Raw genomic sequence first — 15,373 nt, forward strand, 5'->3', positions numbered from 1 at the left:
TCATGTGGCTACTGCTTCTCGCTTATCTCGGTGGTGCGCTGACCATTGTCAGCCCCTGCATTCTGCCGGTATTGCCCTTTGTCTTCGCTCGCACCGGCCAGCCGTTCTTGCGCAGTGGCTTGCCGCTGTTGCTGGGCATGGCCCTGACCTTCGCCGTGGTCGCGAGCCTGGCGGCGGTCGGCGGCGCCTGGGTGGTGCAAGCCAATCAGTACGGTCGCTGGCTCGCGTTGCTGTGCGTAGCACTGTTCGGGCTGACGCTGCTGCTGCCGCGGTTGGCCGAGCGCCTGACCCGGCCGCTGGTGGCGGTGGGCGGGCGGCTCTCGGAGGCTGCCGGCCACGACCCACGGCCGCGGCCCGGCGCTTCATTGTTGATCGGCGTTGCCACCGGCCTGCTCTGGGCGCCGTGCGCCGGGCCGATTCTCGGGTTGTTGCTGACCGGTGCGGCGCTGCAGGGCGCCAACCTCGCTACCAGCCTGCTGTTGCTGGCCTACGCGGGCGGCGCTGCGACCTCGCTGGCCGTGGCGCTGTTGCTCGGTGGCAAGGTGTTCGCCGCCATGAAGCGCTCCCTCGGCGCCGGTGAATGGCTGCGCAAGGGCCTGGGGGCAGCGATGCTGGTTGGGGTCGCGGCGATTGCCATGGGGTGGGATACCGGATTCCTGGCGCGCCTTTCCACGGCGTCCACCGCCGGCCTGGAGCAGGCCCTGGTGGGACGGTTGGCGGGCGGGGCGGCCACACCGGCCGGGGCGATGCAGGCCCAGGACTACCCCGGCGGCGCCATGATGGCTGCCGGTGGCGCGATGTCCGCGCCGGCCTTGCCGGTGCAGGGCCAGCTGCCGCCACTGAGCGGCGCCGTGCAGTGGCTCAACTCGGCCCCCCTGAGTGCCGAGGCGCTGAAGGGCAAGGTGGTGCTGGTGGATTTCTGGACCTACTCCTGCATCAACTGCCTGCGCAGCCTGCCCTATGTCAAAGCCTGGGCCGAGAAGTACCGCGATCAGGGGCTGGTGGTGATCGGTGTGCACGCCCCGGAGTTCGCCTTCGAACGGGATCTGGGCAATGTCACCAAGGCCGTGAAGGACTTGGGCATCGACTATCCCGTGGCCGTCGACAACGACTACCGGATCTGGCGCGCCTTCAACAACCAGTACTGGCCGGCGCACTACTTCGCCGATGCCCAGGGGCGCATTCGCTACCACCACTTCGGCGAGGGCGAGTACGCCGAGTCGGAGCGGGTGATCCAGCAACTGCTGCGTGAGGCCGGCAATGCCCAGGTCGCCGGTGGCTTGATCCAGGCCGAGGCCAAGGGGGTGCAGCAAGCGGCGGACATGGACGAGGTGCGCTCGCCGGAAACCTATGTCGGCTACCAGCGCTCGGAGAATTTCGTGCCCCAGGCCAGCCTGGCACCGGACATCGTCGCGGCCTATGACGTGCCGACGCAGTTGGCGCTGAACGACTGGGGCCTGCGCGGGCAGTGGAAGGTCGGGGCCGAAAGTGCACGATCCACTGCGTCAGGTGGAACGCTGGTGTACCGCTTTCACGCCCGTGACCTGCACCTGGTACTGGGCCCGGGGGGCGATGGCCAGCCGGTGCGCTTCAAGGTGCTGATCGACGGCCATGCACCGGGGGCGGACCACGGCGTGGATGTGGCGCCCGACGGCACCGGCCAGGTGACCGAGCAGCGCCTGTACCAGTTGGTGCGTCAGGCCGGCGATGTGGCGGAGCACACCTTCAGCATCGAGTTTCTCGAACCGGGGGTGCAGGCCTATGCCTTCACTTTTGGTTGAGAGCCGCGGGCACGACGGTCGGTTGGCCTGGATCGTGGAAAGGCCGTGCGCGGCCTTGCAGGTTCACTCATGGCAAGCGAGGCAGGTATGAAAAACATTCTGGGTGCAGTGGTGGCAATGGCCGTGTTGGGGCTGGCGGGGCAGTGCTCGGCCTTTTCCCTTGGCGGCAGCGATGAAGCGGTGGTGATCGCACCGCCAGCGCTGGATGAGCGCAATCCGGCCCCTAGCGAGACTGCGGTATTTGCCGGTGGTTGCTTCTGGGGTGTGCAGGGCGTGTTCGCCCATGTCAAAGGTGTGCAGCGTGCGGTTTCCGGTTATGCCGGGGGCGCGGCGCAGACGGCGGACTATCAGCGGGTCAGTGAAGGTGATACCGGGCATGCCGAGTCGGTGCAGGTGACCTTCGATCCGGCCCAGGTCAGCTACGGCAGCTTGCTGCAGATCTACTTCTCGGTGGCCCACGATCCTACCCAGCTCAATCGCCAGGGGCCGGACAGCGGCACCCAGTACCGCTCGGCGCTGTTCCCGCAGACGTCCGAGCAACAACGGGTGGCCCAGGCCTACATCGCCCAGCTCGATGCAGGGCAGGCATTCGCCAAGCCCATTGCCACCCGCCTGGAATCGGGCAAGACCTTCTACCCGGCGGAGGCCTATCACCAGGATTTTCTTACCGAGCACCCTGTCTATCCCTACATCGTGATCAATGACCTGCCCAAGGTGGCGCACCTCAAGCAGCTGTTTCCCGAGCGTTACCAGGAGCAGCCGATACGGGTGAAGTCTGGCGGTTGATGACCGGCCTTGAGGGCGGGGAGATCAGTAGCGCCACTTGCGTAGCAGATCCTCGCCATAGCGCTGGCTGATCAGCGCTTCGACGCCGTCATCGTCGTCATGTACTTCGGCCAGGCACAGCAGCATCAGCGCATCCAGGTAGGCCTCGGGCGAATCGAAGAAACGTGTCAGGGCCATGCCGCTATCGTGGTCGAAGTAGTAGACCGCGCCGGTGTCGCGCTCGAAGCAGAACAGGTTGCCGTTGCCCAGGTAGTCGCCGAAGGCCACCAGCCTTTGCGCCAGTGCCAGGTCCAGGTATTGCTCGTCGATCTCGACGATGCCGGGGTAGGCCTCCAGCAGAGGCTGGATCGAGATGTCGCCGGGTTCGACGCTGCACAGGGTCTCGGCCAGGGACAGCACCCCCAGCTGGCGGTGATAGTCACGCAGCGCCGGTGGCAGCGGGCAGCCCAGGCGCTGTTCCAGGGCCTGCAAGGCGTCTTCGCTGACGGGCGTCAGCTCGGGTTCGTTGATGTGTCCTTCCCATAACGCGCCGTAGGCGCCAATCGCCGCCCGGTACCAGGCCAGGCGCGTGGCCTGATCGGGCAGGTCCGGCCAGGCCAGGGGTGGGCAGCCGGCCGGTGGCCAGTCGGCATTGGTGTCGTGTTGTTCTGACATGAGGATTCCTTGGGTGAGCAGCAGGTGAAGGGCGATCAGGCGCTATGGCGCTTGCGCTCCATGGCGATGTCCGAGGGCTCGAAGCCCAGTGTGCTGAAAAATTCCGCTGCCCCGGGACGACCGGCGCGCAGGACCCAGGTGATCTGCGGGTTGTCACCCATCACCCAGTGCACCAGGGCGCGGCCTGTGCCACGCCGCTGGTGCTGTTGGGCCACCACCACCATGGACAGGTAACCGTTGGAGAGACCGTCGCTGATGCCGCGGGCGAAACCGATGATGCTGTTGTCGTGCAAGGCCACCGCCGTGCGCTGGGAGTTGGCCAGCAACTGGCTGAAGTACTCGCGGGTACCAATGCGATGGCGCCAGCCGTTGTCGCCGAGAAATTGCCACAGGGCTTCGCAGTCTTCGGCTTGGGCGTCGCGGATCAGCATGGGGAAATCTCCAGTGGGGCAGGTTGCGTTCCATCGGCATGTCAGCCGTCCAGCGAGGCTGGACGCTTAGGTCAACCGGGGCGAGCACTGTGGACATTGTTGCCACCAGAACCCGGGCGTAGCGTGTCGGTTCGATCTTGAGCAGCCTGGAGGATACAAGCATGACCTTGAAACTGGGAGCCATCGATGCCTGGGCGCAGCCGGCCAATGGTCGCGCGCGGGCGCTGTTGCCGGAAGTCGCCCGGCTGTTCGAGAAATCCGGCTCGGCGCACTTGCTCGACCAGCCGGTGAGCATCGAGCAGACCGTGGAACTGATGGACCAGGCCGGAGTGGAGAAACTCATGCTGTCGGCCTGGTGCCGGCCCGAGGGCTGGGTGTTCAGCAACGATGAGGTCGCGGCCTATACCCGGGCCTTTCCCGAGCGCTTCGTGGGGGTGGCCACGGTCGACCTGAGCCGGCCCATGGCAGCGCTGGCCACACTTGAACGGGCCGTGGGCGAGCTGGGCTTCAAGGCACTGCGCATCGTGCCCTGGCTGTGGAAGCTGCCTCCCAACCACCGCCTGTATTACCCGCTGTATGCCAAATGCATCGAGCTGGGAATTCCCTTCTGCACCCAGGTTGGCCATACCGGGCCGCTGATGCCCTCGGAGACCGGGCGTCCGGTGCCTTACCTGGACGAGGTGGCCCTGGATTTTCCCGAACTGGTCATTGTCGGCGGGCATATCGGCCATCCCTGGACCGACGAAATGATTGGCCTGGCCTGGAAGCACGACAACGTCCATATCGATACCTCGGCCTACCTGCCGGCCTACTATCCGCCGCAACTGCTGCAGTTCATCCGCACCTACGGCCAGGACAAGGTGCTGTTCGGCAGCAACTTCCCCCAGCTGTCGCTGAAAAAATGCCTGGAGCAGGTCCAGGCGCTGGAACTTCCACCGGCAATTGCGGACAAATTCCTCCAGGGCAATGCCCGTCGGGTTTTCGGTCTACAGGTGCCGTGCAGCAGGCATCCGCAATCGTGATCCGGGCGCCTGAACGCCGATGTCGTGTGGTGCCTGCACCGCCACAACGGTTTTTTTAGCTGGGGGTTTCTTGCTATCTTGGCCACCCCCATTCACGGACGAATATCGAGACAGCCCATGGCTAACTCCACCCCGTCACGCTTCGGCAAGATCATCCAGGGCCTGCTCTTCGCCCTGATCGGCATCGGCCTGCTGGTCATCGCCGGCAACCTGGCCCTCGAGCGCCGCGAATTCATCGCTGGCGCCCAGACCGCCGACGGCATTGTCAGCGACCTGAATGCCGGTGGTTCGCACCCCGAAATTGCCTTCAATACCGCCAGCGGGGAGAGAATCTCCTATCCCCAGGGCGGCTTTATCTTCGGTTATCAGAAGGACCAACCGGTCCGCGTCTACTACCAGCCGGAGCGACCGGCCAACAGTGCGGTCATCGACGACCCGGCGGCTCTCTGGGCCACCCCCGGTGTCCTGGGAGTGATCGGTCTGGTGTTCGTCATCGCCGGCCTGGTAGGCATCAGCAGTCAGCGCGGGCGCCGCGCCGCCCATCCATTAAAAGGACTTTGAACCCATGAGTTACGACATCCCGATCCCGGTCAATGAAAGCCGCTGGCAGTACCAGACCGCCAGTGGCGGTGGCCTGACCGTAGCCCTGCTGGCCGGCAGTGGCGCTTCGCTGGTGCTGCGTTCGCCACAGGGTAAGGAGGTCCAGTATCACTACGGCGGCCTCGGCGTGGGCGTAGGGTTCGGCGCGCGCCTGCCGCGCTTCGGCAAGGTCAATATCCGGATCAAGGGCAAGACCGTCGGCGGTGCCGGTGCGGCCGAAGCCTTCCCCAGCACTGGCAAGGTGTTCGTCTGCGATGCCCTGGCCAGCCGTGACCTGACCAGCGACGACATCACTGGCCCTTGCCTGTACACCGAAGTGGGTGCCGGTCTTGGGGTGGGCGGCTCGGCCACGGCCTTGCTGTTCGGCCTGGACCCCAAGCTGCTGGCGCTGGCCGTGGCGGTGAACAGCACCGCCGCCTCGGTCTTCGCCGCCACCACCATCAACCGACAACTGTTGCAGTCGGCCAAGGGCGCGGTGGTCATGGCAGGCATGAATGCCGGCCTGCAAGCCGGCGGTGGTGCAGCGATCTACATGGGCTACCTGTTCTAGCCCTGCCTGCCGGCGTACCTGGATTCACAGGTGCGCCAGGCACTGCTGGAGAATATCCAGCCCCTCTTCGAATATCTCCGGCTCCGTGGTCAAGGGCGCCAGCAGGCGCACGATGTGCCGTGACTTGCCACTGGGCATCAGCAGCAGGCCGGCGTCCCGGGCCTTGGCCAGCAGGGCGTTGAGTTGCTCCGAACCGGGTTCGCCCCGTTCGTTCTGCAACTCGATCCCGCGCATGGCGCCCACCCCGGTCAAGCGTCCCAGATAGCGGCACACGCCGTTGGCTTTCCAGGATTCATACCGCTCGACTATTGCCCGTTCCTGGCATTCACCCCAGGTTTGCAGGTGCTCGTCGGTCATTTCGTCCAGGGTCGCCAGGGCTGCCGCGCAGGCGATCGGATTGCCGGAATAGGTGCCGCCCAGGCCGCCCCTGGGCAGGCTGTCCAGCAGGTCCTTGCGTCCCACCACCGCGCCCAGTGGCAGCCCGCCGCCAATGCTCTTGCCCAGCAGGATCAGGTCCGGCTCGATACCCAGCCGGGAAAAGGCGAACCGTTGGCCGGTGCGGCCGAAGCCGGACTGGATTTCGTCGGCGACCAGCAGGATCCGTTGCTCGTCGCACAGGCGTCGCAGGGCTTGGGCGAAGCCCGGGTCCAGGGCCAGGAAGCCGGCTTCACCCTGCACCGGTTCGAGGATGAAACAAGCCACTTCCCCGACATCGATCTCCACGCTGAACAACCGCTGCAGGGCCTTCAAGGCTTCTTCGGCACTGACGCCGTTGTCGGCGCTGGGGTAGGGCAGGTGATACACCGGGCCTGGCAGCACGCCGACCTTCTGCTTGTAGGGGGCCACCTTGCCATTGAGGTTGAGGGTGGCCAGGGTGCGGCCATGGAAGCCGCCATCGAAGGCGATCACCGCTGTACGCCCAGTGGCGGCACGGACGATCTTCAAGGCGTTCTCGGCGGCTTCGGCGCCACTGTTGGTGAGCATGCCGCTGACCGGATAGCTGACCGGGATGAAGCTGGCCAGGCGTTCCATGAATTCAAGGTAGGGCGTGTGGGGGGCGGCGTTGAAGGCGTAGTGGGTGAGGCGGCTGGCTTGTGCCTGGATGGCGGCGACGATGCGCGGATGGCAGTGCCCGAGGTTGAGCACGCCGATACCGCCGACGAAGTCGATGTAGCGCTTGCCTTCGGTGTCCCAGACCTCGGCATTGCGCCCGTGGCTGAGCTGGATCGGGTGGACGGTGGCGATCGAACGGCTGATGTTCTCGTGGCTCATGGGGCGGGCTCTGCATGCCGGAAACGAGCCGTTATCTAAGCCGGCCGCGGCCGCCCGGGACAAACGAAATAAAGTCGCCGGGTCAGTATGAAAATTCCCGATGTGGCCTTTGCCTCCTGCTCAGGACCTGTGCGCCTTGCGTCGATTGCGCAGGTGTCGCACCAGGGCTGCGAGGGCCAGCAGGGCCACGACGCCGAGAAAGATCGGCAGGCGATAGGGCTTGAGGTCGCCAAGAAAATGCTGCAAGGCCTCGCCGGCCCAGTATCCGGCGCTGACGAACAACACGGCCCACACCGCCGCACCGATGACGTTGAGCAGGGCGAAGCGCCAGGCGGCCAGGCCGCTGGCACCGATCACCATCGGGCCTACCAGGCGCATGCCGTAGAGAAAGCGCACGGCGAATACCGAGGTCAGCGGATAACGCTTGATCAGGCCATTGGCTCGTTCGATGGCCGCCTGGTGCCGCTTCAGTTTGGGCAAGATGCGGGCACCGGAGTAGCGTCCTGTCCAGAACAGCAACTGGTCGCCGAGAATGCCGCCCAGGGCCGCCAAGCCGATCACCTGGGGCCACTGCAGGTTGCCCTGGTGCGCTGCCATGCCGCCGAGGATCAGTACGGTCTCGCCCTCCAGCAGGCAACCGATGAAGATCACCCAGTAGCCGTAGGTGGCGATCAGGGCGTTGAGGTCCAGGTGTTCGAGCATGGGCAGGGTCTTCCATGGGCAGATGGAGCCGGTGGTCGGTAGCGATGCTACACAGGACTCTGATTCCATTGGCCGGCACAAGTGCCTGGAACATTCGCTGCTGGCAACCGCTGCGTTCAAGGAGGCGTGGGTAGGTGCTTCAGCGACGCGGCGGGGCTGTGCTTTCAACCAGGGCGGATCTTGACGAAGGGTAGCGTGTCTCGACGCTGGCCCCCGCTTGTTCCAGGGCCTGCTGCCAGGTTCTGAATGCCTGGGGCCAGGCCTGCATGACCTTGAAGGGAGCAGTGGCCATCAGCATCTTGGCCTGCCGGGGACTGAGGGCCATGGCCTGGCGGATGATGCAGAACACCCGGGTGGGATTCGGGCCGACCTGGAGGACCCACAGGGCCGGATCGCTATGGGCCAGTGCCGGATATTCCGGGAATGGCCCAAATTGCCGGAACAGCCTGGCCATGGCATCGGCGTAGTTCAGCGAGGCAAGTGCCTGGGCGCTGGCCAGGTGTTCAGCGCAAAACCACTCATAACCATGAGGATGGCCCGCGCAGCCGGCGTCCAGGGGGCTGTAGTCGGCAAAGCGCACCAAGTCGCCGCCGCTGGCGGCATGGAACATCTCCGAGCGAAAGTCGTTGAGGCATAGATCGCAGATGGCGGGTTTCATCGCTGGTGCGGTTCCTGCACGCTGGTGATCGGAAGTGGTCAGGCAGTTTGTCCGAGAATCCAGGCCCAGGCCATGGCAGCACCGTACAAGCCCAGGCCGAACACCGAGTGGCCGATCAGGCTGCGCAGCCGAGCGACGTTCGGTTTGGGCGTCTTGCTGGCCGCGACTCCCGCGCCCATGCACGGCTGCAGCAGGAAGAACGGGGCGGCCACCGTCAGTACGCCGACGATCAGCGCCGGGGCCAGGGTTGGCTGCAACGGCCATTGCGGGCCCTGGGTCAGCAGCAACAGTACCGCGAAAGCGATCCCGACCAGATAGTGAGCCAGCCAGCCCAGCGCCTGTTCGCCGGCTATTGGCGTCGCCTTGGCGATGTTCTGGTGCACGAACCGTCCCTTGGGAAAGTGGCCGACCCAGCGCCCGACCATGCCCCAATTGGGGCTGGGCATGTTCAGGGCACGAGCCAGGAACAGGTTCCAGAGATCCAGGATCACGGTTGCGCCGACACCGATCGCCAGTGCCGGTAAGATCAACGCCATGAGTGCATGCATAACGACTCCTCGAGGTACGGTAGCCTGGCCGCGCAGTGCCCGGTCTGACCGTGTTAAGATTTCATTCAATTTAATGATTGAATGATCAATAAAGCAGCAGGAACTGTCAATGACCGATTCGTTTTCTCCCCAGCAGCCACTGGCAGACATGGCTGAGCTGGCGCGCATCCTGGGGCACCATCATCGCCTGATCCTGCTGGAGCACATCGCGCGTGGCGAGCAACCGGTGGAGCGTCTGGTGGAGGCCTCGGGCCTCTCGGTGGCCAACACTTCCCAGCATCTGCAACAGTTGCGTCGCGGGGGGGTCGTGCAGACCCGGCGTGACGGCAAGCGCGTGCTCTACAGCCTCGCCCAGGGGCCGGTGGCCGGTTTGCTCGAGGCCCTGCGCCAGTATGTCGACTACAACCATGGGCAGATCCGCGAACTGCTCAGCGACAGCGTTCAGCAGCCGGCCCGGCTGGAGGGCATCTCCCGGGATGAGCTGCGCCAGCGCTTGCAGGAGGGCGGCATGACCCTGCTGGATGTGCGTTCGCCGGAGGAGTTCGCCCAGGGGCACCTGCCGGGGGCGGTGAATATTCCGGTGGAGGAGCTGGAGCAGCGCCTGGCGGAGCTGCCGGTGGCGCAGGAGTTGGTAGCCTACTGTCGCGGCCCCTATTGCGTGCTCTCGCACAATGCCGCGGCCCTGTTACGGGCCAAGGGTTTCAAGGTGCGGCGCCTGGACGATGGCTTCACCGACTGGCAAGCCGCCGGATTGGGCGTGGAAAGTAGCCAGTGAAAGCGTCGCACAAGGGGCCGTATAGGCCATTGCCTACAGGGGCATGATCCACATCAACAGGGTTTTCAGAGAAATCCGATAAAAGGGAATCAGGCTCGGACCCACAAGGTATCGAGCCCCGGGCCTGCACCGTAAGTGCCCGAGATAACCAATAAAAACCTTTGTGGATACCGGCCGAGGGGACCACCCCAGGCAGGTTTAAAGGAATAACCTGATGGCTTTTTCTCTGTCACGCTTGTGCCTCCTGGGCGCTGCGTTGCTCTGCGTACATTCTGCCCACGCTAGCGAGCCAGCTCCGGCCGCTCCCCCCACCCCCGATGCCGAGCTGATCCAGCGCGGCCTGTATGTTGCCCAGCTTGGCGATTGCATCGCCTGCCACACCGCCCGCGGCGGTGCCGTCATGGCCGGTGGCCTGGAATTGAAGACGCCCATGGGCACCATCTACTCCAGCAACATCACCCCGGACAAGAACACCGGCATCGGCAACTACAGCTTTGAGCAGTTCGATCGTGCCATGCGCGAAGGCGTGACGCCCAATGGCAGCCATCTGTACCCGGCCATGCCGTATCCGTCCTACGCCAAGATGACCGAAGAGGACATGCGTGCCCTCTATGCCTATCTGATCAATGGCGTGGAGCCGGTAGCCCAGGGCAACCTGGAGGCCGACATGGGCTTCCCGTTCAACCAGCGCTGGGGCCTGTGGTTCTGGAACTTCGCTTTCGTCGACAAGCAGCCCTTCCAGCCCGATCCCCAGCGCGATGAACAACTCAACCGTGGCGCTTACCTGGTCCAGGGCCTGGGCCACTGTGGCTCTTGCCACACCCCACGGGGCATCGCCTTCCAGGAGAAGGCCATGAGCGACACCGAATCCGGTGGCCAGCACTACCTGGCCGGGGAAACGGTGGAGGAGTGGCGGGCCCTGAGTCTGCGCAACCTGTGGACTGTGGAAGACACCGTGCAACTGCTCAAGACCGGGCAGAACCGCTTCGCCACGGTCTCGGGCAACATGGCTGACGTGATCCACCACAGCACCCAGCACTTCACCGAGGCCGACCTGACTGCCATCGCGGCCTATCTCAAGTCGTTGCCGGCAGGCAAGGATGACCTGCCGATGCCGTCCGAGGTCCTGGCCCCGGCAGCACCGCCGAGCAACCTGTTCACCTCCCGTGGCGGCCTGGGTTATGCACAGTTCTGCTCCGACTGCCATCGCCAGGATGGCGCCGGCGTACCGCAGATGTTCCCGTCCCTGGCGGGCAACCCCAGCGTGGCGTCGAGCAACCCGACCTCCTTGCTGCACATCACCCTGACCGGCTGGAAGACCGCCCAGACCGCGGCTCATCCACGGGTGTACACCATGCCGGGCTTCGCCCAGCTGGCCGATGAGGAAATCGCCGAGATCCTGACCTTCGTTCGCAGCAGTTGGGGCAACAACGGTTCGGCCATCGACGCCAACCAGGTCAAGAAGATGCGTGCCCAGTTGAGCCCGCAGGTGGAAAGCACGCTGTTCGAAACCCCGCGCCTGGCCAACCTGCTGGCGGCGCCAAACGCCGAGCAAGTGGTACGCGGCATGCGCTTGCACCTGGAGACCAAGGCCCTGCTGCCGGACAACGTCGGCAATTCGCTGAATTGCACCAGTTGCCATCTCAATGCCGGCACCGTGGCCGATGGCTCGCCCTTCGTCGGTGTCTCGGCCTTCTTCCCCGGCTATGCGCCACGGGCCGGCAAGACCATCACCCTGGAGGAACGCATCAACGGTTGCTTCCGCCGCTCCATGCACGGCAAGCCGTTGCCGGTGGCGGGTCCGGACATGCAAGCCATGGTGGCCTACTTCGAGTGGATGAAGATGAACACCCGCCCCGAAGACAAGGTGGCCGGGCGTGGCGTGGGCAAGATCGATCCGGCCCTCAAGCCCAACGCCGAGAACGGCAAGCAGGTGTACGCCAAGCAATGCGCGGTGTGCCATGGCGCTGATGGCGAAGGCCTGAAGCGTGCCGACGGCAGCCTGATCTTCCCGCCGCTGTGGGGCGATGAGTCGTTCAACATCGGCGCCGGCATGGCCCGTACCTACACCGCTGCGGCCTTCGTCAAGCGCAACATGCCCATCGGCTTCCATGAGAAGTTCCCGCTAGGCCAGGGCGGTCTCTCGGACCAGGAAGCGCTGGATGTGGCCGAGTACTTCTCCCATCAACCGCGTCCGGACTTCCCGGACAAGGTCAAGGACTGGCCCAACGGTGGCCGTCCGGTAGACGCTCGCTACTGACTGCAACCATGGCGGCTACCTCGCTAGCCGCCATGGCCGATTGTGAGCAGATTGCCCGAACCCCAGAAAAAACCTGTCGTCGTGCGATGACGCCGAAGCAAGATCGCCGTTCTTTGGCAGCCGCCGGTTGCCGTTTTCTTCAAGGACGAACCATGCGGTTTCCCACGGTGTTGCTGCTCGGCCTGACCTTGGGGCTGGGCGGTTGCACCTTCGTCTCGACCCTCAAGGCCAGCACCGTCAGCTATCGCGCGGTGACAGGACGCTGATTCGTATCGTGTCCCAGGGCATGGTCCGTGGCGTGCCGTACAGCGATTGCATCGACTGGCCCAAGCCGGGCTCGGGCCTGATGGTCAAGCCGCTTCTGTTGCAGCCCAGATGCCCGGATAAGAGATCCCAGGTAGGGCTTTCAGGTTGGGTAATGCAGGCAGATTTCCTTCCAGATATAGCCACCGCTGTAGCGGATCCAGCGGATATACAGATGATCGAGAAAGGCCTGCCAGCGGCTGTCGCGCCGCCGCTGCAGGCTCTCTTCGATGTCCGCCAGCAGCGAATGGCGCTCGAAACCTATCCAGATTTCCGGAACCACCGCCATCAGGTTGATGTAGCACACCGGCGCCACTTCACAGTAGAGGATGCGCTCTATTTCGGCTCGATCGTAGGCCTGGGTCTGCTGGGCGATATAGGCGTAGTCCACCTCGTTGTCGACGAAAGCGTCCGACAGTACATAGCGGATCTCGTTTAGCTGTTCCTGGGTGATGGGGCTGCTAGGCATGCTTGGGCAGACTCGTCTGGGGCGTGATCAAGGGCGGCAATAGGGTTGACCGAAGGGCACCCCATTCAGGGTGTGGGTGCAGCAGGGGCAGTCGGGGCTCATGTTCGCTGCCCGCAATTGCGGGTCGACCATTTGCAGCCGTCCTTCGGCATCGACGTACAAGCCGCTGAAGAAGCTGAAGTGGCCGATCCGCACGTAGTCCGTGCGTTCATGCTCATGCAGGGCCACCAGCCAGAACACCGGTTCCTCGCGGTCCAGGCGGCTCTTGGCTTCGCTGAACACCGCATCCCACGGCTCGCCTACCCGGCTGAGCAGGAAGCGGAACAACGGTGTGTAGTCCAGCCCCAGGCGCAGTCCGGAGTGCATGCTGCCACGCTGCTGTTCCTTGGCGGCCAGGGCCTTGCTGTGGCGTTGCCGGGCATAGGGCGGGTGGACCTTGTGAGACACGCCGTGGGTCCGGGTGTTGACCTTGCGATACAGCGGTTGCTTTTCCATCGGGCGGGTCCTTCCGAGTGGCAGGCGAAGGGGGGATTCTATCCTGGCGCGATCATCCGTGTCGGCTCGTGGCCATTGGCATTGTGCTGGTAGATCGCCACGGGCTGGCCCTGCCCATCGAAGAACACCTGGCCCAGCCCGGAAGAGTTCCACAGCCGCTCGCCAGCCTGGGCATGCTCGGGAACATGGGGAATCACCTTCATGCGCCGGCGCTTGGTGAACCAGTTCAAGGGCGAGCGTGGCGAGTAGAGCCAGCGGTTCAGGCGGTCGAACCATTCCAGCAAGGCTGCGGGAAACTCGTTCTTGATGCCGCTGCTGGTGATCTGCCAGATCCGCGGGCCGCCCCTTCGATGGCGGATCAGCACTTCGTAGACGAAGGAATAGTGCACGTCGCCGGAGAGGATCACGTAGCTGCCCGGGGTACGCGAATGACGAAAGATATTGAGGATCACCTGGGCCGATCCGCGATGAGCCATCCAGTTTTCGGCGTCCACCAGCAGTGGGTAGCCGCACCAGCTGAAGACCTTCTGCACGGTCTCGATCAGCTTGACGCCGAAGATCGGTGCCGGCGAGACGATGATCGCCGAGGGGTGGTCCAGCAGTTCGTGCTGCAGTTCGCTCAAGGCTTCCCAGTCCAGCAGGCCCGAGGGCTGGCCCAGGCTGAACTCGCTGCGCCAGCGCCGGGTGCGAGTGTCCAGCACCACCAGGGGCGGGGTGCTGGGCAATACGTATTGCCACTGTTCAAAGTGCAGCAACTGCTCGATCAACTGATCGTGCAACTGCGGCTCCAGTTGCCCCTGGCTGCCGTATGCCGTGGTGCTCAAGGCCAGTGTCTGTTCCAGCAGTGCCCCAAAGGCATCGGGGTTGTTGCCCCAGCCCTGGCACAGCAGGTAGGCCAGCAGGGCATTGCCGATAATGCGTTTGGAGAAGGGGTGGCCGTAGGCAGTTTCTTCCCATTGGGCGCTGAGGTTCCAGTCGTCGGTGATGTCGTGGTCGTCGAAGATCATCAGGCATGACAGGTGGGCGAAGACCCGGGCCGCGCCACCCAGGCCGGCAACGAAGGCCTCGATATGCCGTTGTTCCCTGGCATAGCGCGCCTGGTGTTCCGGGCTCAGTTGCGGCACCTGGGGCGCGATCAGGGACCAGGGCACCGGCGACCAGACCAGCAGGTACATGGCCAGCACCTCGGCAAAGGTCACCAGGTGGTTGTCGGCACTGCTGCTGGTGAAGATCGGCTTTTTCACCCCGCCGAAAAACCGTTCGCGCAGGGTCTCGTTGCTCTTGAGCGCCGGCAGCAGTTCGGCCCGCCGGTAGTAGCTGGCGCCATGGCGGTAGAGCGCCTGGCTGTCGTCCACCACGGCGCCGTCCAGATGCTCGTCGAACAGGCCCAGGCGCTCGATCAGCGCATGAATGGCCCGCAGCATGGGACCAGCCACATCGTCGGCGTAGACCTGGTCTCCGCTCATCAGCAGCAGCGCTGGCCGCTCCTTGGCCGCGGGTCTTTGCGCCAGCAGGCGGTCGGCACACAGCAGGCCATCGGGAGCCGGGTGATGAGGCTTGCGGCAGGAGCCGTGGAGCAGGTTTTCGATACGGCTGTGGAGCACGAACTCGGCCCGCCGGGCATCGCCATACAGCAAGTGGGGCGCCCAGTCGGCCATGCCCTGGAGGCCGTGCGGCGCGTCGCTGAGCAGCAGGTCATAGGCGATCGGCACATCCTCGGGCAGGGCCGCATCCAGGCTCACGTCGATCAGGTGGATATAGGCTTCGCGGCCCACGGCGATGACCTGGCACTGGCGCTCATCCAGGGGCAGTTCCTGCACGGCTGCGCCTTCGGCCTGCAGTTGCAGGATCAGCGATAGAGGCCGCGAGCCCACCAGCCACAACACCAGCCGGCCCGGTTCCAGGCGGCGCAACAGCGGGCCGGCGAGTACGGGAGGCAGGGTGTCGAGAGGGGTGGTCAGGGGCATGCGCGAAGGTGCTCTGGAGCCAAAAAAGGGCGCCATGGTAGCGTAGCCAATGTCACAGAAACGTTGTCTATCGGCGCCCTCCCGGGGCATTTGTATCCAG

At 64.7% G+C, this 15,373-nt stretch carries 16 protein-coding genes; 7 read left to right on the forward strand and 9 right to left on the reverse strand.

Annotated features, from left to right (window positions below; genetic code table 11):
• The first annotated feature begins 2 nt into the window (after nt 1–2).
• Together LGQ10_RS25125 and msrA are read left to right on the forward strand one after the other, a co-directional pair.
• Nucleotides 3–1,781, forward strand: a complete 1,779-nt coding sequence (locus LGQ10_RS25125; protein ID WP_226523529.1) for a cytochrome c biogenesis protein DipZ — start codon at nt 3–5, stop codon at nt 1,779–1,781.
• Nucleotides 1,782–1,868: 87 nt separating this feature from the next.
• On the forward strand, nt 1,869–2,567 hold the full coding sequence (msrA, locus tag LGQ10_RS25130; RefSeq protein WP_226523530.1) for a peptide-methionine (S)-S-oxide reductase MsrA: 699 nt from the start codon (nt 1,869–1,871) through the stop codon (nt 2,565–2,567).
• 24 nt (nt 2,568–2,591) lie between these two features.
• Here msrA and LGQ10_RS25135 read toward each other — a convergent pair whose 3' ends face one another.
• Complete coding sequence (locus LGQ10_RS25135) at nt 2,592–3,221, reverse strand: SMI1/KNR4 family protein (protein WP_058435425.1); 630 nt, start codon at nt 3,219–3,221, stop codon at nt 2,592–2,594.
• A gap of 35 nt (nt 3,222–3,256) precedes the next feature.
• Nucleotides 3,257–3,652 (reverse strand): GNAT family N-acetyltransferase, encoded by a 396-nt coding sequence (locus LGQ10_RS25140; protein WP_226523531.1) that lies wholly within the window; start codon nt 3,650–3,652, stop codon nt 3,257–3,259.
• Nucleotides 3,653–3,813: 161 nt separating this feature from the next.
• Here LGQ10_RS25140 and LGQ10_RS25145 point away from each other — a divergent pair, with 161 nt between their 5' ends.
• From LGQ10_RS25145 to LGQ10_RS25155, 3 genes are all read left to right on the forward strand, one after another.
• Entirely contained in the window at nt 3,814–4,674 is an 861-nt protein-coding gene (locus tag LGQ10_RS25145; protein WP_226523532.1) for an amidohydrolase family protein, read from the forward strand.
• A gap of 117 nt (nt 4,675–4,791) precedes the next feature.
• On the forward strand, nt 4,792–5,235 hold the full coding sequence (locus tag LGQ10_RS25150; protein WP_058435428.1) for a DUF3592 domain-containing protein: 444 nt from the start codon (nt 4,792–4,794) through the stop codon (nt 5,233–5,235).
• A gap of 4 nt (nt 5,236–5,239) precedes the next feature.
• Nucleotides 5,240–5,824: a hypothetical protein gene (locus LGQ10_RS25155; RefSeq protein ID WP_058435429.1), complete on the forward strand. Its 585-nt coding sequence runs from the start codon at nt 5,240–5,242 to the stop codon at nt 5,822–5,824.
• Nucleotides 5,825–5,848: 24 nt separating this feature from the next.
• Here the strand turns inward: LGQ10_RS25155 and LGQ10_RS25160 are convergent, their stop codons facing one another.
• The 4 genes from LGQ10_RS25160 to LGQ10_RS25175 form a co-directional block, all read right to left on the reverse strand.
• Nucleotides 5,849–7,096, reverse strand: a complete 1,248-nt coding sequence (locus tag LGQ10_RS25160; protein WP_058435430.1) for an aspartate aminotransferase family protein — start codon at nt 7,094–7,096, stop codon at nt 5,849–5,851.
• Nucleotides 7,097–7,216: 120 nt separating this feature from the next.
• Complete coding sequence (locus LGQ10_RS25165; protein WP_226523533.1) at nt 7,217–7,798, reverse strand: DedA family protein; 582 nt, start codon at nt 7,796–7,798, stop codon at nt 7,217–7,219.
• 139 nt (nt 7,799–7,937) lie between these two features.
• Nucleotides 7,938–8,456, reverse strand: a complete 519-nt coding sequence (locus LGQ10_RS25170; RefSeq protein ID WP_226523534.1) for a hypothetical protein — start codon at nt 8,454–8,456, stop codon at nt 7,938–7,940.
• A 38-nt stretch (nt 8,457–8,494) separates the two neighbouring features.
• The gene (locus LGQ10_RS25175) at nt 8,495–9,004 is read right to left on the reverse strand and encodes a DUF2938 domain-containing protein (protein ID WP_058434695.1); all 510 of its coding nucleotides are present in this window, start codon (nt 9,002–9,004) and stop codon (nt 8,495–8,497) included.
• A gap of 109 nt (nt 9,005–9,113) precedes the next feature.
• On the opposite strand from LGQ10_RS25175, the gene LGQ10_RS25180 reads away from it, so the two are divergent.
• Both LGQ10_RS25180 and LGQ10_RS25185 read left to right on the forward strand, forming a co-directional pair.
• Nucleotides 9,114–9,779: an ArsR/SmtB family transcription factor gene (locus LGQ10_RS25180; RefSeq protein WP_226523535.1), complete on the forward strand. Its 666-nt coding sequence runs from the start codon at nt 9,114–9,116 to the stop codon at nt 9,777–9,779.
• A gap of 214 nt (nt 9,780–9,993) precedes the next feature.
• Nucleotides 9,994–12,039: a c-type cytochrome gene (locus LGQ10_RS25185; RefSeq protein ID WP_226523536.1), complete on the forward strand. Its 2,046-nt coding sequence runs from the start codon at nt 9,994–9,996 to the stop codon at nt 12,037–12,039.
• A 406-nt stretch (nt 12,040–12,445) separates the two neighbouring features.
• On the opposite strand, the gene LGQ10_RS25190 is transcribed toward LGQ10_RS25185, so the two are convergent.
• The 3 genes from LGQ10_RS25190 to LGQ10_RS25200 are packed head-to-tail and all read right to left on the reverse strand — an operon-like array spanning nt 12,446 to nt 15,273.
• Complete coding sequence (locus LGQ10_RS25190) at nt 12,446–12,811, reverse strand: hypothetical protein (RefSeq protein WP_058434692.1); 366 nt, start codon at nt 12,809–12,811, stop codon at nt 12,446–12,448.
• A 27-nt stretch (nt 12,812–12,838) separates the two neighbouring features.
• The gene (locus LGQ10_RS25195; RefSeq protein WP_226523537.1) at nt 12,839–13,306 is read right to left on the reverse strand and encodes a hypothetical protein; all 468 of its coding nucleotides are present in this window, start codon (nt 13,304–13,306) and stop codon (nt 12,839–12,841) included.
• A 38-nt stretch (nt 13,307–13,344) separates the two neighbouring features.
• Nucleotides 13,345–15,273 (reverse strand): alkaline phosphatase D family protein, encoded by a 1,929-nt coding sequence (locus LGQ10_RS25200; RefSeq protein WP_226523538.1) that lies wholly within the window; start codon nt 15,271–15,273, stop codon nt 13,345–13,347.
• Nucleotides 15,274–15,373: the final 100 nt, after the last annotated feature.

The sequence above is a fragment of the Pseudomonas sp. L5B5 genome (assembly GCF_020520285.1).
In the GTDB taxonomy this organism is placed as follows: domain Bacteria; phylum Pseudomonadota; class Gammaproteobacteria; order Pseudomonadales; family Pseudomonadaceae; genus Aquipseudomonas.